The organism is Pseudomonas sp. ABFPK, assembly GCF_001586765.1.
Classification (GTDB): Bacteria; Pseudomonadota; Gammaproteobacteria; order Pseudomonadales; family Pseudomonadaceae; genus Aquipseudomonas; species Aquipseudomonas asiatica.
Window position 1 is genome coordinate 44016 of sequence record NZ_LQXW01000009.1, and the last position, 18579, is coordinate 62594.

Annotated in this window: 17 protein-coding genes; 12 read left to right on the top strand and 5 right to left on the bottom strand. The window is 63.6% G+C overall.

The annotated features are described in order from the left end of the window. The first annotated feature begins 305 nt into the window (after positions 1–305). Positions 306–824 (top strand): glycine cleavage system protein R, encoded by a 519-nt coding sequence (locus WM94_RS07780; RefSeq protein WP_061550883.1) that lies wholly within the window; start codon positions 306–308, stop codon positions 822–824. Between the two features lie 333 nt (positions 825–1157). On the opposite strand, the gene rarD is transcribed toward WM94_RS07780, so the two are convergent. The 4 genes from rarD to WM94_RS07800 all read right to left on the bottom strand — a co-directional run bounded on the left by rarD (position 1158) and on the right by WM94_RS07800 (position 4901). Then, positions 1158–2045 carry an EamA family transporter RarD gene (gene rarD / locus WM94_RS07785; RefSeq protein WP_015268692.1) on the bottom strand — a complete coding sequence of 296 codons (888 nt, stop codon included), beginning with the start codon at positions 2043–2045 and terminating at the stop codon, positions 1158–1160. A 64-nt stretch (positions 2046–2109) separates the two neighbouring features. Continuing rightward, entirely contained in the window at positions 2110–3084 is a 975-nt protein-coding gene (locus WM94_RS07790; RefSeq protein WP_061550884.1) for a serine/threonine protein kinase, read from the bottom strand. Between the two features lie 163 nt (positions 3085–3247). Then, positions 3248–4012, bottom strand: a complete 765-nt coding sequence (locus tag WM94_RS07795; RefSeq protein ID WP_061550885.1) for a TOBE domain-containing protein — start codon at positions 4010–4012, stop codon at positions 3248–3250. Positions 4013–4169: 157 nt separating this feature from the next. Then, positions 4170–4901 (bottom strand): ComF family protein, encoded by a 732-nt coding sequence (locus tag WM94_RS07800; RefSeq protein ID WP_061550886.1) that lies wholly within the window; start codon positions 4899–4901, stop codon positions 4170–4172. A gap of 89 nt (positions 4902–4990) precedes the next feature. Here WM94_RS07800 and bioB point away from each other — a divergent pair, with 89 nt between their 5' ends. The 9 genes from bioB (at position 4991) to WM94_RS07845 (ending at position 15529) form a co-directional block, all read left to right on the top strand. Continuing rightward, the gene (bioB, locus tag WM94_RS07805; RefSeq protein ID WP_013970556.1) at positions 4991–6049 is read left to right on the top strand and encodes a biotin synthase BioB; all 1059 of its coding nucleotides are present in this window, start codon (positions 4991–4993) and stop codon (positions 6047–6049) included. Position 6050: 1 nt separating this feature from the next. After that, on the top strand, positions 6051–7223 hold the full coding sequence (bioF, locus tag WM94_RS07810) for an 8-amino-7-oxononanoate synthase (protein ID WP_061550887.1): 1173 nt from the start codon (positions 6051–6053) through the stop codon (positions 7221–7223). Beyond that, on the top strand, positions 7216–7947 hold the full coding sequence (locus WM94_RS07815) for an alpha/beta fold hydrolase (protein ID WP_061550888.1): 732 nt from the start codon (positions 7216–7218) through the stop codon (positions 7945–7947). Before bioF ends, WM94_RS07815 begins: the two co-directional genes overlap by 8 nt. Continuing rightward, on the top strand, positions 7940–8758 hold the full coding sequence (gene bioC / locus WM94_RS07820) for a malonyl-ACP O-methyltransferase BioC (protein ID WP_023662347.1): 819 nt from the start codon (positions 7940–7942) through the stop codon (positions 8756–8758). The genes WM94_RS07815 and bioC overlap by 8 nt, the downstream gene beginning before the upstream one ends. A 10-nt stretch (positions 8759–8768) precedes the next feature. Further along, positions 8769–9449, top strand: a complete 681-nt coding sequence (gene bioD, locus WM94_RS07825) for a dethiobiotin synthase (RefSeq protein ID WP_039613231.1) — start codon at positions 8769–8771, stop codon at positions 9447–9449. A 230-nt stretch (positions 9450–9679) separates the two neighbouring features. Next, complete coding sequence (locus WM94_RS07830; RefSeq protein WP_003258614.1) at positions 9680–9976, top strand: hypothetical protein; 297 nt, start codon at positions 9680–9682, stop codon at positions 9974–9976. A 291-nt stretch (positions 9977–10267) separates the two neighbouring features. Beyond that, on the top strand, positions 10268–12073 hold the full coding sequence (locus WM94_RS07835) for a phenylacyl-CoA dehydrogenase (protein WP_039613232.1): 1806 nt from the start codon (positions 10268–10270) through the stop codon (positions 12071–12073). Positions 12074–12343: 270 nt separating this feature from the next. Next, positions 12344–13627, top strand: a complete 1284-nt coding sequence (locus tag WM94_RS07840; protein ID WP_061550889.1) for a diguanylate cyclase — start codon at positions 12344–12346, stop codon at positions 13625–13627. Between the two features lie 123 nt (positions 13628–13750). Further along, a complete protein-coding gene (locus tag WM94_RS07845; RefSeq protein ID WP_061550890.1) occupies positions 13751–15529 on the top strand; it encodes an acyl-CoA dehydrogenase C-terminal domain-containing protein in 1779 nt (592 codons plus the stop codon). 252 nt (positions 15530–15781) lie between these two features. Here WM94_RS07845 and WM94_RS07850 read toward each other — a convergent pair whose 3' ends face one another. Beyond that, the gene (locus tag WM94_RS07850) at positions 15782–16705 is read right to left on the bottom strand and encodes a LysR family transcriptional regulator (RefSeq protein WP_004375209.1); all 924 of its coding nucleotides are present in this window, start codon (positions 16703–16705) and stop codon (positions 15782–15784) included. A gap of 208 nt (positions 16706–16913) precedes the next feature. Between WM94_RS07850 and WM94_RS07855 the strand changes: the two genes are divergently transcribed. Next, entirely contained in the window at positions 16914–18194 is a 1281-nt protein-coding gene (locus WM94_RS07855; protein WP_061550891.1) for an aspartate aminotransferase family protein, read from the top strand. Positions 18195–18346: 152 nt separating this feature from the next. Beyond that, the gene (locus WM94_RS28850) at positions 18347–18505 is read left to right on the top strand and encodes a YqaE/Pmp3 family membrane protein (protein ID WP_009681539.1); all 159 of its coding nucleotides are present in this window, start codon (positions 18347–18349) and stop codon (positions 18503–18505) included. Positions 18506–18579 lie beyond the last annotated feature (74 nt).

Here is an 18579-nt window from a genome sequence, read left to right on the forward strand (position 1 = left end):
ATTTTCACAGGCGCCTTGGCAGACATCCAAACGACGTTTTGTAGTCCGCGCCACGGGATACTACATGAAGCAGTAGGCGGGGCAAAATCAGACTAAAAGCGCCGTTATGCGACCCGTTGGTCGCGTATGGTCACGCTGGGAGTAAGTATGTTCGCAAAAAACAGGTGGATTGTTCCAGATAAATCTTGAAACAGTACACGATTCGTTGTGCGGATTGCCCTGCGGCAGGTTGCCGCGCCTTGCCTATACTGAGTCGATCCCCCGATTTTCTGCCGCACGGCGCGGTCCGACACGAGGAAGGGCTTGTGGATCATCTTGTACTGACTGTGATTGCCCCTGACAAGGCCGGCCAGGTCGAGCGCATTGCCCAGTGCATCGCCGACCACAGTGGCAATTGGCTGGAGAGCCGCATGTCGCGCATGGCCGGGCAGTTTGCCGGCATCCTGCGGGTGGCGGTGCCGGCGGAAAACTACGACGAGCTGGTGGCTTCGCTGCAAGGGTTGGTCCGATATGACATTCGCGTGCTGATCGCCGAGAGCGGCATCGAGCCGTCGTGCACCTGGAAGCCGATTGCCATGGAGCTGGTAGGTAATGACCGGCCAGGGATCGTGCGTGATATCACCCGTTTGCTGGCGGACCTTGGGGTGAACCTTGAGCGGTTTACCACTGAGGTGCGGCCGGCGCCCATGAGCAGCGAGCCGCTGTTCCATGCCGATGCCTTGCTGGCATTGCCGTTGACCCTGTCGCTGGAGGAATTGCAGCAGAAGCTGGAGAGCCTGGCGGACGACTTGATGGTGGAGTTGAAGCTGCGGCCGGAGGATTGATCCGAGATTGCCGGGGCCGCTTCGCGGCCCGTTCGCAGCACAAGGCTGCTCCTACAAGGATATGCATTCCCCTGTAGGAGGAGCCTTGTGCTGCGAATGGGCTGCAAAGCAGCCCCCTGCGGTTATCCCGATATCACGGGGAAGGCCCTGTGGATAACCTGGGGGTTCCCCTCTCCAGCCCAGGCCGCGCGCGCCTTGCACGGCCTTGATCAAAAAACACCCAAAAATCAGCAGCTTGTGCACAAAGCACGGGGACGAGGGTGTGGATAACCTTTGGAGATGTCTCTGCAGGCCACGAATCACAAGGCTTGCAGAGTTGTGATCATTTTCTGATCAACTACGCTTGCGCAAACTGACCCACGCATCGACGCTGTAGATCGCCAAACCTGCCCAGATGAACATGAACGCCACCAAAGTGCTCGGCGACAAGTGCTCATCGAACAGCAGCACCGCCTGCAGCAGCACCAGGGTCGGCGCCAGGTACTGCAGGAAGCCCAGCGTGGTGTACGGCAAGTGCCGCGCGGCAGCGTTGAAGCACACCAGCGGCACCAGTGTCACCGGCCCCGCAGCCATCAGCCATAACGCTTCGCTGCTGGTGTAGAACGCGCCCTGGGCACTTGTCGCCGCCGGATGCAGTAACAGCCAACCAAGGGCCAGCGGTACCAGCATCCAGGTTTCCACCACCAGGCCCGGCAGCGCCGCTACCGGTGCCTGTTTGCGAATCAGCCCATAGAAGCCGAAGCTCAGCGCCAGTACCAGCGACACCCATGGCAGGCTGCCCACCTGCCACACCTGCTGAGCCACACCCACGGCGGCCATGGCCACGGCCAGCCATTGCAACCGACGCAGGCGCTCGCCAAGAATCAGCATGCCCAGCAGCACATTGATCAGCGGGTTGATGTAGTAACCCAGGCTGGCCTCGAGCATGCGCCCGTTGTTCACCGACCATACGTAGGTCAGCCAGTTGCCGGCGATCAGCGCCCCGCTCAGGGCCAGGATGCCCAGCCGGCGCGGGTTGTCACGCAGTTCACGCCACCAGCCGGGGTGTTTCCACACCAGTAGCAGCAGCGAGCCGAACAGTGCCGACCACAGCACCCGGTGGACAATGATCTCCACCGCCGGAACGCTCTGGATTGCCTTGAAGTACAGGGGGAAAAGACCCCAGATGATGTAGGCGCTGAGGCCCAGTAGGTACCCGCGACGCGGGTTTGCGGCGTGCATGCAGAATCCTTGCTTAGGTAGCTAAATAAAGCGACGCCTATTGTAGACAGAGGCGGGCGTGCTTCTAGAACAATTTCAGCGGCGCTTCATCCAGTGCGGCCATTTGCTCGCGCAGGGCGAGAATCTGGTCTCCCCAGTAGCGTGGCTGGCCGAACCAGGGGAAGCTCGGCGGGAATGCCGGATCGTCCCAGCGCCGCGCCAGCCAGGCGCTGTAGTGCAGCTGGCGCAGGGCGCGCAAGGGTTCGATCAGGGCCAGCTCGCGCGGGTCGAAATCGTGGAACTCGTTGTAGCCGTCGATCAGTTCGGCCAGTTGGCCCAGGCGCTCCTCGCGGCTGCCGGCCAGCATCATCCAAAAGTCCTGCACCGCCGGGCCCATGCGGCAGTCGTCGAGGTCGACCACGTGGTACACCTCGTCGCGGTGCATCAGGTTGCCGGGGTGCAGGTCGCCATGCAGGCGGATGAGCTTGTGCGGGGTGCGGGCATAGATGTCCTCCACTCGCTTGAGCAGGTCGCGGGCCACCGATTCGAACGCCGGCAGCAGTTCGCGAGGGACGAAATCGCCTTCCAGCAGGGTATTCAGCGAGGCGTGGCCGAAGTTGTCCACAGCCAGCGCTTCGCGGTGCTCGAACGGTTTGCTGGCGCCCACGGCATGCAGGCGGCCGAGCAACTGGCCAAGACGGTAGAGCTGGTCGAGGTTGCCCGGCTCTGGCGCGTGGCCGCCGCGGCGCGGGAACAGGGTGAAGCGGAAGCCCTGGTGTTCGAACAGGGTGCGGCCGTCGTGCTGCAGCGGGGCGACCACCGGCACTTCGCATTCGGCCAGTTCGGCAGTGAAGCTGTGCTCTTCGAGGATGGCCGCGTCGCTCCAGCGGCCTGGGCGGTAGAACTTGGCGATCAGCGGTTGCGCGCCCTCGATGCCCACCTGGTAGACGCGGTTTTCGTAGCTGTTCAGCGCCAGTACCCGGGCATCGCTGAGAAGACCCAGGCTTTCCACGGCGTCCAGGACCAGGTCGGGGGTGAGGGTATCGAAGGGGTGGGACATGGTGGCTCCGGGGATAGGCGGCGTGGGGACCATGGTAACGCGTTATGCCTGTACCGGCCTCTTCGCGGGTAAACCCGCTCCCACATGGACGGCGCAGCTGCCGGGGGAAACGATGCACCTGTGGGAGCGGGTTTACCCGCGAACCGCGCAAAGCGCGGCCAAGCTATGCAGGAATCCCAAGCAATACATAAGAGGGATGAAATTGAACCCGCACCGAACTGCCTGCTGCTACCCGCTGCCCAGCCAACCAATCCGTGTCGGCAAACGCACACAACGTCTGCCCATTCCCTAACGCCAACCGGACCTCACCAGGCCCATCAGCCTTTGCCAGCACCTCCTCCACCGTCGCCCGCAGGCAATTGCTATCCGCTTCGGCCTCTTCGTCGTCGGCCAGCAACCTCACCCACCCCGCCTTGAGCAGCGCCACTACCGTCGTCCCCAGCGTCAGTTCCAGCCGTGCGGTGCTGTCGTGGGTGATCAACGCCTCGATCTCCAACCCACCACCCAACGCCAGGCTGACGCGATCATGCCGTCCCTCGCGGCGCAGGCCGCTGACCTGGCCCTGCAACTGGTTGCGCGCGCTGGTACGCAGCATCAGCCGGCCGAGCAGGTCGAGGTCGCTGGACTCCTCGGCAGCTTCGAGGATTTGCGCCTGAAGGGCCTGCAGCCTCTGGTACAGGCGCAGCACCCGCTGGCCTTCCGGCGACAGACGGGCACCACCGCCACCACGCCCGCCGGTACTGCGCTCGACAAGGGGCTGGCTGGCCAGGTTGTTGAGTTCGTCGATGGCGTCCCAAGCGGCCTTGTAGCTGATGCCCGCAGCCTTGGCGGCGCGGGTGATCGAACCTTCTTCGGCAATGTGCTGCAGCAGCGCGATGCGCTGGGGGCGGCGGGCGATGTGCTGGGTGAGGTGAGGGGGCAGGGACATGGGCATTCGGTCATTGTAAGTGGCAGCGAAGTGTAGCTTGTGTGGGAGCGGCCTTGTGTCGCGAAAGGGCTGTGTAGCAGCCCCAGCGATTTTTGCTGTGGCAGAGATCCTGGGGCTGCTACGCAGCCCTTTCGCGACACAAGGCCGCTCCCACAAGTCATACATACCCCGGCTTGGCCGTACGCGCCAGGCAATACACATCCACCCGCCGCGCACCGGCCTTGCGCAGCACTTCGGCAACCGCCTGCGCGGTCGCACCGGTGGTCAACACGTCATCGACAATGGCGACATGCTTGCCCGTCAGCTTGCCCGTGACGGTAAACGCCTGGCGCAAGTTGCGTCGCCTGGCTTTGGCGTCCAGTTGTTGCTGCGCAGGTGTCTCCCGTGTGCGCAGCAGCAACCGCTCGTCGCAACGTACCCCCACGTGCGACGACAGCCAGCGCCCGAGCATCCCCGCCTGGTTGAACCCCCGCTCCCGTAGTCGACGTTTGGCCAAGGGTACAGGCAACAACAGGTCGGGGCGCGGCAGCCCTTCGGTAAAGCCGTGCAGCAGCCCATGCGCGAGCAATTCGGCCATCAGGCGCCCCAAGGGCCACTGGCGGTTGTGCTTGAAACGGCTGATCAGCGTGTCCACCGGAAAGCCGAAATGCCACAGTGCAAGCACCTGCTCGAAGGCCGGTGCGCGGCGCTGGCACTGAGCGCAAGTCAGGCCGGCCATCGGCAATGGCAGGGCGCAGCGCAGGCAATGATCGCCCAGCCAGGGCAGTTCCTGCTCGCAGGCGACGCACAGCGGGTAGGCCTGCTCGGCAGATTCATCGCACAGCAAACACAGTTGATTAATAAGTGAGCACTTGTAAACCAGTCTTTTCCAGTGTGGTTGACAGTTCATAGGCCTTCCATGACTATGCGAGCTATCCGTGATGCGCTGGCGGGCTTTCCTGTCCCGGCGCCTGCTTCAGCCTAAACAAGGAAACGCCAATGAGCGCCAGCACAACTGCAACAACACGTCACGACTGGTCCCTGGCCGAGGTCAAGGCGCTATTCCAGCAACCGTTCAATGACCTGCTGTTCCAGGCGCAGACCGTGCACCGCGCGCATTTCGACCCGAACCGCGTGCAGGTTTCGACCCTGTTGTCGATCAAGACCGGCGCCTGCCCGGAAGATTGCAAATATTGTCCACAATCCGGCCACTACAACACCGGGCTGGAAAAACAGAAGCTGATGGAAGTGCAGAAGGTGCTGGAAGAAGCTGCCCGCGCCAAAGCCATCGGTTCTACACGCTTCTGCATGGGCGCGGCGTGGAAGCACCCGTCGGCCAAAGACATGCCCTACGTGCTGGAGATGGTCAAAGGCGTGAAGGCCATGGGCCTGGAAACCTGCATGACCCTCGGCAAGCTCGACCAGGAGCAGACCAAGGCCCTGGCCCAGGCCGGCCTGGACTACTACAACCACAACCTCGACACCTCGCCTGAGTTCTACGGCAGCATCATCACCACCCGCACCTACAGCGAGCGCCTGCAGACCCTGGCCTACGTGCGCGATGCCGGGATGAAGATCTGCTCCGGCGGCATCCTCGGCATGGGCGAGTCGCTGGACGACCGCGCCGGCCTGCTGATCCAGCTGGCCAACCTGCCCGAGCACCCGGAGTCGGTACCGATCAACATGCTGGTCAAGGTGGCCGGTACGCCGCTGGCCGAGGAAGAAGACGTCGACCCGTTCGACTTCATCCGCATGCTGGCCGTGGCCCGTATCCTCATGCCCAAGTCGCACGTGCGCCTGTCCGCCGGCCGCGAGCAGATGAACGAGCAGATGCAGGCCCTGGCCTTCATGGCTGGCGCCAACTCGATCTTCTACGGCGAAAAACTGCTGACCACCGCCAACCCGCAGGCCGACAAGGACATGCAGCTGTTCGCACGCCTGGGCATCAAGCCCGAAGCGCGTGAAGAGCACGCCGACGAAGTGCACCAGGCGGCCATCGAGCAGGCGCTGGTCGAGCAGCGCAGCAGTGAGATGTTCTACAACGCCGCGACAGCCTGAAATGGCCTTCGACCTGGCGGCGCGCCTGGCCGAACGGCGCGCCGCAGACCTGTATCGGCAGCGGCCACTGCTGGAAAGCCCGCAGGGGCCGGAAGTGGTGGTCGATGGCCAGCGTTTGTTGGCCTTCTGCAGCAATGACTACCTGGGCCTGGCCAACCATCCCGAGGTGATTGCCGCTTGGCAGGCCGGCGCCGAGCGCTGGGGTGTCGGTGGCGGTGCCTCGCACCTGGTGATCGGCCACAGTACGCCGCACCACCAGGTGGAAGAGGCCTTGGCCGAACTCACCGGGCGCCCGCGCGCGCTGCTGTTCTCCACCGGCTACATGGCCAACCTGGGCGCCATCACCGCGCTGGTGGGGCAGGGCGACACGGTGCTGCAGGACCGCCTGAACCACGCTTCGCTGCTGGATGGCGGGTTGCTCAGTGGTGCCCGTTTCAACCGCTACCTGCACAACGACCCAGCCAGCCTGGCCAGCCGCCTGGACAAGGCCGTCGGCAATACCCTGGTAGTGACCGATGGCGTGTTCAGCATGGACGGCGACCTGGCCGACCTGCCGGCGCTGGCCGATGTCGCCCGCGCTCGCGGTGCCTGGCTGATGGTTGACGATGCCCATGGCTTGGGCACCCTCGGCACCCAGGGCGGCGGTATCGTCGAGCACTTCGGTCTGGGCGTTGAGGATGTGCCGGTGTTGATCGGTACGCTGGGCAAGGCTTGTGGTACCGCCAGTGCCTTTGTGGCCGGCAGCGAAGAGCTGATCGAGGCGCTGGTGCAGTTCGCCCGCCCGTACATCTATACGACCAGCCAGCCACCGGCGCTGGCCTGCGCCACCCTCAAGAGCCTGGAATTGCTGCGCCGCGAAACCTGGCGCCGCGAGCACCTGGCCGCGCTGATCCGCCAGTTCCGTGAAGGTGCGCAGCAGATCGGCCTGGAGTTGATGGACAGCCCGACGCCGATCCAGCCCATCGTCATCGGCGACAGCGCAAAGGCCCTGCGCCTGTCACGCATGCTGCGCGAGCGCGGCTTGCTGGTGACGGCCATCCGCCCGCCCACCGTGCCGGCGGGCAGCGCACGTCTGCGGGTGACATTGAGCGCCGCGCACAGCGAGGCGCAGGTGCAGCTATTGTTGAATGCATTGGCCGAGTGTTGTCCACAGTTGGAGAGCGCCGATGCGTAATCGACTTGTTCTGTTGCCTGGCTGGGGCTTGGGCACTGCTTCCCTGGAGCCGCTGGCCGCGAGCCTGCGTGCCCAGGACGCCCGCCTGCAGGTAGAGCTGATGCCCTTGCCGGAACTGCCCCACAGCGATGTGCAGGCCTGGGTCGACCACCTCGACCGCAAGCTGCCGAGTGATGTCTGGCTGGGTGGCTGGTCGTTAGGCGGCATGCTGGCCAGCGCGCTGGCGCACAAGCGCGGCGACCATTGCTGCGGCCTGCTGACCCTGGCCAGCAACCCCAGTTTCGTGGCTCGCCCCGACTGGCCCCACGGCATGGCCGAAGACACTTTTGGCACCTTCCTCGACGGCTGCCGCAGCCATACCCAGGTCACCCTGAAGCGCTTCCGTACCTTGTGCAGTGACGGTGCCCTGCAACCGCGCACCCTGCTACGCCAACTGGGTGTCGGCGTACCGGACACCGACCCGCTGTACCTGGCCACCGGCCTTGAAGTGCTGGCCAAGCTGGATACCCGCGAAGCACTGCAGGCCTACGGTGGCCCGCAACTGCACCTGTTCGCCGGCAGCGATGCGCTGGTGCCGGCAGAGGCGGCAAAGGCGCTGAGCGAGCTGCTGCCCGATGTGGAAGTGGGCCTGGTCGAAGAAAGCTCCCACGCGTTCCTGCTGGAATACCCGCAGGAACTGGCGGCGGGCATCAAGAGTTTCCTGCATGAGAGTGGCGATGACTGACCTTTCCCGTCCGACCCTGCCCGGCGCGCTGCCCGACAAGCGCCAGGTAGCGGCCTCGTTCTCCCGCGCCGCAGCCAGCTACGACAGCGTGGCAGCCTTGCAGCGTGCGGTGGGTTCGAGCTTGCTGGAGCAGTTGCCGGAAGGCCTGCAGCCGTCACGCTGGCTGGACCTGGGCAGCGGCACCGGTCATTTCAGCAGGGCGTTGGCCGAGCGGTTCACCCAGGCCAGCGGCGTTGCGGTGGATATCGCCGAAGGCATGTTGTGCCATGCTCGCAACGAACAGGGCGGGGCGCTCTATCATGTGGCCGGTGACGCCGAGCGTTTGCCGCTGCGTGATGCCAGTGTCGACCTGGTGTTCACCAGCCTGGCCGTGCAGTGGTGCGGCCAGTTCGCCAGCGTGCTGGCAGAAGCGCTGCGAGTGCTGCGCCCGGGCGGCGTGCTGGCCTTCAGCAGTTTGTGTGTGGGTACCCTCGATGAACTGCGCGCCAGTTGGCAGGTGGTGGATGGCCTGGTGCATGTGAACCGCTTCCGCCGTTTCGAGGACTATCAGCGTCTGTGCGCAGCCAGCGGCTTCGAGCAGCTTGGGCTGCAGCGCTGCCCGCACGTGTTGCACTACCCGGATGTACGCAGCCTGACCCATGAGCTCAAGGCACTCGGCGCCCACAACCTGAACCCTGGCCGGCCTTCCGGGCTTACCGGCCGGGCCCGCATGCAGGGCCTGCTGCAGGCTTACGAGGCGTTTCGCCAGCCCGAGGGGCTGCCAGCCACCTACCAGGTGGTCTATGGTGTGTTGCGCAAGCCACAGGCTTAAGGGGAGCGAGATGAGCCAGGCCTATTTTATTGCCGGTACCGATACCGATGTTGGCAAGACCACCATCGCTGCCGGCCTGTTGCATGCGGCACGGTTGCAGGGCATGAGCACGCTGGGGGCCAAGCCGGTGGCCTCCGGTTGCACGATGACGCCCAAAGGCTTGCGCAACAGCGACGCACAGGCGCTGATCGATGAAAGCACGATCAAGCTGCCCTACGAACAGGTCAACCCGTTTGCCTTCGAGCCTGCGATTGCGCCGCATGTGGCAGCACGTGAGGCAGGGGTGACGCTGGCCGTGTCGGACCTGCTGGCGGCGATGCGGAATGTGCTGCAACAAAATGCCGATTTCACCCTGATCGAGGGAGCCGGAGGCTGGCGCGTGCCGTTGTCGGGGCTGGAAAACCTGTCCGACCTTGCGGTGGCCCTGCGGCTGCCGGTGATTCTGGTGGTCGGGGTGCGGCTCGGCTGTATCAGCCATGCCTTGCTAAGCGCTGAGGCGATCGAGCGTGACGGGCTGCAATTGGCGGGATGGGTGGCGAACATCATCGAGCCGCGTACTTCGCGCCTGGAAGAGAACCTGGCCAGCCTGGCCGAGCGTTTGCCGGCGCCATGCCTGGGGCGGGTGCCCAAGTTGAAGCAGGCCAGTGCCGACATGGTTGCTGAACACCTTCAGCTGGATCTGCTGGATTAGCCGTTTCCAGGCCCGGCCCTTTCGCGGGTAAACCCGCTCCCACAGATATTGCACAAGTCTCGAAAACTGTGGAGACCCTGTGGGAGCGGGTTTACCCGCGAAGAGGCCAGTGCAGGAATACCCAGGGCCTATCAAATGGCACCAGGCCATTAGGGATTTAAACGGGCCTTTTCACCCCTGGCCTGCTTTAATTGGGCCTGTTCGTCATCCAGCGTCAATGGAGTCCTGACATGGAAATCACCGGTAGCTCCGCCTATTACGCGGGCCTGAGCGCAATCCAGACCGGCCAGAACCGCGTCGATCAGGCTGCCAGCCAGATCGCCAGCACCACCGCCGAACGTAGCGCCACCAGCCAGTCTAGCGATTTTCAGGCCGAACGCCTGCGCGCGGTCGACCGCAGCCAGCAGATGGACCTGGCCACCAGCACCGTGCAGCTGGCCGTGGGCAAACTCGAAGTCGAGCTTGGCGCAAAGGTCGCCAAGGCATCCGACGAAATGCTCGGCCGGATCATCGACACCTACGCCTGACAGGGCGCTCACCCGATTTACACGCAGCCCCTGTGGGAGCGGGCGTGCCCGCGAATGCGTCAGATCAGGCACCTCTACTGCCTGGCCTGACCCTTTCGCGGGCACGCCCGCTCCCACAGGGGCGTCTTTATTTTTCAAGGCTAGGCATGAATACCATTTTTCGTGGCGTAAATGGCACCATAGTCCATCCTTGACATAAGGCGGAGCTAAACGTAAGTTTCAAACAACTGTTTGATCGACGGCCGCCACTTGCTGGTCACCCCCACAGAACTCACCTAGAGGTTCATCGCAATGCCTGATTACAAAGCCCCCTTGCGTGATATCCGCTTCGTTCGCGACGAGCTGCTCGGCTATGAGGCGCACTATCAGAGCCTGCCGGGTTGCCAGGACGCCACGCCCGACATGGTCGACGCGATCCTCGAAGAAGGCGCGAAGTTCTGTGAGCAGGTGCTGTCGCCGCTGAACCGCGTGGGTGACCAGGAAGGCTGCACCTGGAGCGAGGCGGGCGTTAAAACCCCGACCGGGTTCAAAGCGGCCTACGAACAGTTCGTAGAAGGCGGCTGGCCGAGCCTGGCGCATGACGTCGAGCACGGCGGCCAGGGTCTGCCGGAGTCGCTGGGCCTGGCGCTGAGCGAAATGGTCGGCGGTGCGAACTGGTCGTGGGGCATGTACCCGGGCCTGTCCCATGGCGCGATGAACACCATCTCTGCGCACGGCACCCCCGAGCAGCAGCACACCTACCTGACCAAGCTGGTATCCGGCGAGTGGACCGGCACCATGTGCCTGACCGAGCCGCACTGTGGTACCGACCTGGGCATGCTGCGCACCAAGGCCGAGCCACAGGCCGACGGTAGCTACAAGGTGTCGGGTACCAAGATCTTCATTTCGGCCGGTGAGCACGACATGGCCGACAACATCGTCCATATCGTCCTGGCCCGCCTGCCGGACGCACCAGCCGGCACCAAGGGTATCTCGCTGTTCATCGTGCCGAAGTTCCTGCCCAACGCCGAAGGCGGTGTGGGCGAGCGCAACGGCGTGAGCTGCGGCTCGATCGAACACAAGATGGGTATCCACGGCAACGCCACCTGCGTGATGAACTTCGACGGCGCTACCGGCTACCTGATCGGCCCGGCCAACAAAGGCCTGAACTGCATGTTCACCTTCATGAACACCGCTCGCCTGGGTACCGCGCTGCAAGGCCTGGCCCACGCCGAAGTAGCGTTCCAGGGTGGCCTGAAGTACGCCCGTGAGCGCCTGCAGATGCGCTCCCTGACCGGCCCGAAAGCACCGGACAAGGCTGCTGACCCGATCATCGTCCACCCGGACGTGCGTCGCATGCTGCTGACCATGAAGGCCTTCGCCGAAGGCAACCGCGCGATGGTGTACTTCACTGCCAAGCAGGTGGACATCGTCAAGTACAGCCAGGATGAAGAAGAGCGCAAGAAGGCCGATGCCCTGCTGGCGTTCCTGACCCCGATCGCCAAGGCGTTCATGACCGAGGTCGGCTTCGAAGCCGCCAACCATGGCGTGCAGATCTACGGTGGCCACGGCTTCATCGCCGAATGGGGCATGGAGCAGAACGTGCGCGACAGCCGCATTTCCATGCTGTACGAAGGCACCACCGGCATCCAGGCCCTGGACCTGCTCGGCCGCAAGGTGCTGATGACCCAGGGCGAAGCGCTGAAGGGCTTCACCAAGATCGTGCACAAGTTCTGCCAGGCGCAGGAAGGCAACGAAGCGGTCAAGGAGTTCGTCGAACCGCTGGCGGCTCTGAACAAGGAATGGGGCGAGCTGACCATGAAAGTGGGTATGGCCGCCATGAAGGACCGCGAAGAAGTGGGTGCGGCCTCGGTCGATTACCTGATGTATTCCGGCTACGCCTGCCTGGCCTACTTCTGGGCCGACATCGCCCGCCTGGCGGCCGAGAAACTGGCTGCCGGCACCAGCGAAGAAGCGTTCTACACCGCCAAGTTGCAGACCGCGCGCTTCTACTTCCAGCGCATCCTGCCGCGTACCCGTACCCACGTGGCGACCATGCTGTCGGGTGCCAACAACCTGATGGCGATGGACGAAGAGAGCTTCGGCCTGTCGTACTGATCCTGCCGTTGTAAAACGAAACCCGCCTGCCTTCACCGGCAGGCGGGTTTTTTCATTCTGCAGCCTGATGCCTATCTCTTTGTAGGAGCAGCCTTGTGCTGCGAATAGGCCATAGCTGCCACAGAAAATCTTTTGTCATTGCGGCCTTTTCGCAGCACAAGGCTGCTCCTACAAGGAAAAGCGTCTGATTCGATATTCAACTGTTCATGTGCACTGCCGATGAAGTAAGGGCACAATGCCACTATTGATCTGCCGGGTTGGAGATTACCCTTGTTTCGTTTTAACGCTGTTCGCGCGACTCACTTCCTGCCTTCGCTGATTCTTTTGCTGGCAGGACTCGCCGCGGCCTATGTGAGAGACCTCAGTGTCTTTTTCACATCGCTTTTCAACGTCCTGCCCACCTTGGTCCTGCTGCTGGGTGGCGCCTACTGTGCGGTGTACCGTCGCCAGCGTGAGCTGTTCCTGATGCTCACGGTGTACATCGCCTACTACCTGCTCGACACCCAGACCGACTTCTACCGTGACCATGGCCGCGTTCGCGAGGACGCGGCGGTGATCTTCCATCTCGTGTGCCTGCTGCTACCCGCCCTGTTCGGGCTGTATGGTGCCTGGCAGGAGCGCACCCACCTGCTGCAGGACCTGATCGCCCGTGGCGCCGTGCTGTTCGCCGTGGGTAGCGTGGCGGTGGCCCTGGAGCAAAGCTACCCCCAAGCACTACTGACCTGGTTGGCGGAAATCCGCTGGCCAACCTTGCATGGCCAATGGATGAGCCTGATCCAGATGGTCTATCCGCTGTTTCTCGGCGTGTTCATCCTGCTGGTGGTGCAATACCTGCGTGCACCACGGCCGCTGCACGCTGCGCAGGTGATGGGCCTGCTGGGCATTTTCTGGATGCTGCCGCAAACCTTCATCCTGCCGTTTACCCTGAACATCATGTGCAGCCAGGTCATGCTGATGATCGCCGCAGCGGTGGCGCACGAGGCCTACCAGATGGCTTTTCGCGACGAACTGACCGGCCTGCCGGGGCGCCGTGCGCTGAACGAGCGCATGCAGCGCCTGGGGCGCAACTATGTGATCGCCATGACCGATGTCGACCACTTCAAGAAATTCAACGACACCCACGGCCACGACGTCGGCGACCAGGTGCTGCGCCTGGTTGCCAGCCGTCTGTCCAAGGTCACCGGGGGTGGCCGTGCCTACCGCTATGGCGGCGAGGAGTTCGCCCTGGTGTTTGCCGGCAAGACTGCCGAGGAATGCGTGCCCCATGTGGAGGCCGTGCGCGAAATGATCGCCAACTACGTGATGCACCTGCGCGACCAGCACAACCGCCCGCAGGACGATACCGCCGGGCGCCAGCGGCGGGCGGGCAGCAGTGGGGGTACGGTGTCGGTCACCATCAGCATCGGTGTGGCGGAGCGCCAGGCCGATCATCGTAACCCCGAAGCGGTGCTGAAATCCGCCGACCAGGCGCTGTACAGCGCCAAGGGCGCAGGGCGTAATTGTGTCATGGTGCATGGGCAGCAAGCGCAGCGAGGGGCGGTGCGCACGGCGTGACCGAGCCAGACTATACGGTCTATTGATGACCCTATGTCTCGTAAAAGTTGTTCGGTTACACTGCCTGCAACCCAGTGTCGCGGTTCCCCGAGACCGCCCCGACCCGAGTAGCGAGAGGTTGTCATGGCTGAATATAAAGCGCCCCTGCGCGACATGCGCTTCGTACTGAATGAAGTCTTCAACGTGGCCGAGCAGTGGGTGCAGTTGCCCGGGTTGGCCGAGGTTGTCGATGCCGACACAGCCATGGCCGTGCTGGAAGAAGCCGGCAAGGTCACCGCCAAGTCCATCGCACCGCTCAGCCGTGCCGCCGATGAAGAGGGCTGTCACTGGGAAAACGGCGCGGTAAGTACCCCAGCCGGTTTCATCGAGGCGTACAAAACCTACGCCGAAGGCGGTTGGGTGGGTGTGGGTGGCGACCCGCTGTTCGGCGGTATGGGCATGCCCAAGGTCATCTCGGCTCAGGTCGAGGAAATGGTCAACGCCTCCAGCCTGTCCTTCGGCCTGTACCCGATGCTGACTGCTGGCGCCTGTCTGTCGATCAACGCCCACGCCAGTGAAGCGCTGAAGGAAAAGTACCTGCCAAACATGTACGCCGGCGTGTGGGCCGGTTCCATGTGCCTGACCGAGCCGCACGCCGGTACCGACCTGGGCATCATCCGCACCAAGGCCGAGCCCCAGGCCGACGGCAGCTACAAGGTCAGCGGCACCAAGATCTTCATCACCGGCGGCGAGCACGACCTGACCGAGAACATCATCCACCTGGTGCTGGCCAAGCTGCCGGACGCACCGGCGGGGCCGAAAGGCATTTCGCTGTTCCTGGTGCCGAAGTTCCTGGTCAATGAAGATGGCAGCCTGGGGGCGCGCAATCCCGCCACCTGCGGCTCGATCGAGCACAAGATGGGTATCCAGGCCTCGGCCACCTGCGTGATGAACTTCGATGAAGCGGTCGGCTATATCGTCGGTGAGCCAAACAAGGGCCTGGCGGCCATGTTCACCATGATGAACTACGAGCGCCTTGGCGTTGGTATCCAGGGCCTGGCGTCGGCCGAGCGCTCCTACCAGAATGCCGTGGAGTACGCCCGCGACCGCCTGCAGAGCCGCGCCCCGACCGGGCCACAAGCCAAGGACAAGGCCGCTGACCCGATCATCGTCCACCCGGACGTGCGCCGCATGCTGTTGACCATGAAGGCGCTGATCGAGGGTGGCCGTGCCTTCTCCAGCTATGTGGCCATGCAGCTGGACAGTGCCAAGTTCAGCGAAGACACCGCCGTGCGCAAGCGCAGCGAAGAACTGGTGGCACTACTGACGCCGGTTGCCAAGGCCTTCCTCACCGACCTGGGCCTGGAGTGCGCGGTGCACGGCCAGCAGGTGTTCGGCGGGCATGGCTACATTCGCGAATGGGGGCAGGAGCAACTGGTGCGGGATGTGCGTATCACGCAGATCTACGAAGGCACCAACGGCATCCAGGCCCTCGACCTGATGGGGCGCAAGGTGGTGGCCAGTGGCGGGGCGTACTACCGGCTGTTCTCCGACGAGATTCGTCAGTTCATTGCCAGCGCAGGTAGCGAGCTGGATGAATTTGCCAAGCCGTTGGGTGCCTGTCTCGATCAGCTCGACGGGCTGACCGAGTGGGTGCTGGAACAGGCCAAGGGCAACCCGAACGAAATCGGGGCGGCTTCGGTCGAGTACCTGCATGCCTTTGGTTATGTCGCCTACGCCTACATGTGGGCACTGATGGCGCGGGCGGCGAAGGCGGGTGAGGGGGATGAAGCGTTCTATACGGGCAAGCTGGGTACGGCGCGGTTCTACTTTGCGCGGTTGCTGCCGCGGGTGAATTCGCTGGTGGCTTCGGTGAAGGCGGGGAGTGAGTCGTTGTACCTGCTGGATGCCGAACAGTTCTGACAGATATGGGGACTGCGTAGCAGTCCCTGCCGTGTAAGCTTTTTCCTACACAACGTGGTGACTTTTCACCACTGTTCTCAGATTGGATCCACGGTTATTCTTTACCACATGGACGTTGCGCAGGAAGCGCAAAGGACAGATCAAGGACGACGACGAAGGACCACCTGCCAGGATGGCGGGGCGATACGGATGTCACAGGGAAACAGTCTGGAAAACCCCGCTTCGGCGGGGTTTTCTTTGTGCGCGGGTTTTTCAGCCCAGCACATCCAGCGGTGATGCACCCAACAGGCGGGCGTCCGTCTCTTCCTCCAGCAGCGTGCGCAGCAGCTCCACAGAGGCCTGCTGGCGCTGGGCATCGCGGAACACCAAGCCAACCTTCAGCGGTACCCGTGGCTCGCTCAACGGCTTCCACAGCAGCCCCTGGTCATCCTCGGCGGCCTCCTTGGCCCGCCCCGGCAAGATGGTGGCCAGCGCGGTATGGGCCAGGCTGTCGAGAATCCCCGCCATGTTGTTCATCTCTGCCTGCACCTGCGGCCGACGCCCCTGGCTGGCCAGCTGCGCCTGCCAGATCTGGCGGATCTGGAATTCCTCGCCCAGCATCAGCATGGGCAGCTCGGCGGCCTGGCGAATGGACACCTTCTTGAAGTCCTTCAGCGGGTGGGTGGCGGGGATGACCAGTTGCAGTTCATCTTCATAGAGCAGCAGACCATGCAGCCCCGGCTGGCGTGGCGGCAGGTAACTGATACCGATGTCCAGGCTGCCATTGAGCAAGCGCCGTTCAATCTCCAGCCCTGACAATTCGTAGATCTGCACCACCAAGTGCGGCTGTGCCCTGCGCAGGCGTTCGAGCAGCTGCGGCACCAGGCTCGGCCGCACGGTCTGCAGCACGCCGATGGCCAAGGTACGCAGCGACTGGCCCTTGAAGTTGCGCATGGCCTCGTGGGCGCGCTGCAGGCCGTCGAGCAACGGCAGGGCGTGGTTGTACAGGGTGTGGGCGGCCAGAGTCGGCAGCAGGCGCTTGTTGCTGCGTTCGAACAGGCTCAGGTCGAGGCTGTGCTCCAGCTGGCGGATCTGCTGGGAAAGCGCTGGCTGGGACAGCGACAGGCGCTCGGCGGCGCGGCCCACGTGGCCTTCTTCATACACCGCGACGAAATAACGCAGTTGGCGGAAATCCATAAGTGATACTTATCGAAAATGCTGGAAAAACGAAATGGTCGAAAACCCTCGCGAGGCCTAGTCTATCGCCGTATTCCAACGGGTTACAGCGATGAATCGATCGATTGTTACTCCGGATGAAAAACACTTTTGATAGGCAAGGCAAAATATCGAGTGCTGCACCAAGACCGCACCGTGACCGCCCCTGTCGTGATTGGTTGGAGCCCTGATGAACCTGTTCAACCTGCGCCGCCCGGCCCCTGCCGCCGTCGCCGAGCCCAAGCGTGCGCCGGTGATCTTGCCGGAAGCGCCACAGCTGTCGCGTGAGTGCCTCATGCCCAGCAACGAACGCGCAGCGCAGGTATTCGTGCGTGGCCAGGGCTCCTGGTTGTGGGACAACGAAGGGCATGCCTACCTGGACTTCACCCAGGGTGGTGCGGTCAACAGCCTGGGCCACAGCCCCAGTGTGCTGGTGAAGGCGCTGGGCAGCCAGGTCCAGGCGTTGATCAACCCGGGCTCGGGCTTCCACAGCCGTGGCCTGCTGGGGCTGGTCAACCGCCTGTGCCAGAGCACCGGCAGCGACCAGGCCTACCTGCTCAACAGCGGTGCCGAAGCCTGCGAAGGTGCGATCAAGCTGGCGCGCAAGTGGGGCCAGCTGCACCGCAACGGCGCCTATCACATCATCACCGCCACCCAGGCCTGCCATGGCCGCAGCCTGGGCGCGTTGTCGGCGTCCGACCCGCTGCCGTGCAACCGCTGCGAACCGGGCCTGCCGGGCTTCAGCAAGGTGCCATTCAACGACTTGGCGGCGCTGCACGCGGAGGTGGACTCGCGCACCGTGGCGATCATGCTCGAGCCGATCCAGGGTGAGGCGGGTGTCATCCCGGCCACGCAGGAATACCTCAAGGGTGTGGAAACGCTGTGCCGGGAACTCGGCATCCTGCTGATCCTCGACGAGGTGCAGACCGGCATCGGCCGCTGTGGCGCGCTGCTGGCCGAGGAAACCTACCGCGTGCGCGCCGACATCATCACGCTGGGCAAGGGCCTGGGCGGTGGCGTGCCGCTGGCGGCCTTGCTGGCCCGGGGCACGGCGTGCTGCGCCGAGCCTGGCGAACTGGAAGGCAGCCACCATGGCAACGCGCTGATGTGCGCTGCCGGCCTGGCTGTGCTGGATACCGTGCTGGAGCCTGGCTTCTTCGCCCAGGTGCAGGACAACGGCCGCCACCTGCGTGAAGGCCTGAGCCGGCTGGCTGGGCGTTATGGCCAGGGCGAAGTGCGCGGGCAAGGCCTGTTGTGGGCCCTGCAGATGAAAGAAAACCTGGCCCGCGAGCTGGTGGCGGCTGCCTTGCATGAAGGCCTGTTGCTCAACGCACCGCAGGCGGATGTGGTGCGTTTTTCGCCAGCGTTGACCGTGAGCAAGGGCAACATCGACGAAATGCTGCTGCGCCTGGCCCGTGCCTTTGCCCGCCTGCACGCCCAGCAGCAGGCCCGCCGCGAAATGCCAGCCTAGCCGCCTGGTGACATCGAGAATTCTACGAACCGTCTGGCGTTCCTGCGCATCGCCCTTGGCCTGTCTCATTCGGCCCGGGGCGTTTTTTTTGCCTGTTGAACCTCTGTGGCGGGCGGCTAGTCTCTGATGTAACCCCTTCAGGAGAGACTCGCATGGACTTTATACGCATCATCATCGCCATCATCCTGCCACCGCTGGGCGTGTTCCTGCAGGTGGGGTTTGGCGGGGCGTTCTGGCTGAATATCTTGCTTACCTTGCTGGGGTACATTCCGGGGATCGTGCATGCGGTGTACATCATCGCCAAGCGCTGAGATTTTTGGGGCTGCTTTGCAGCCCATCGCGACACAAGGCCGCTCCTACAGGTACAGCGCCACATTCGGGCTTG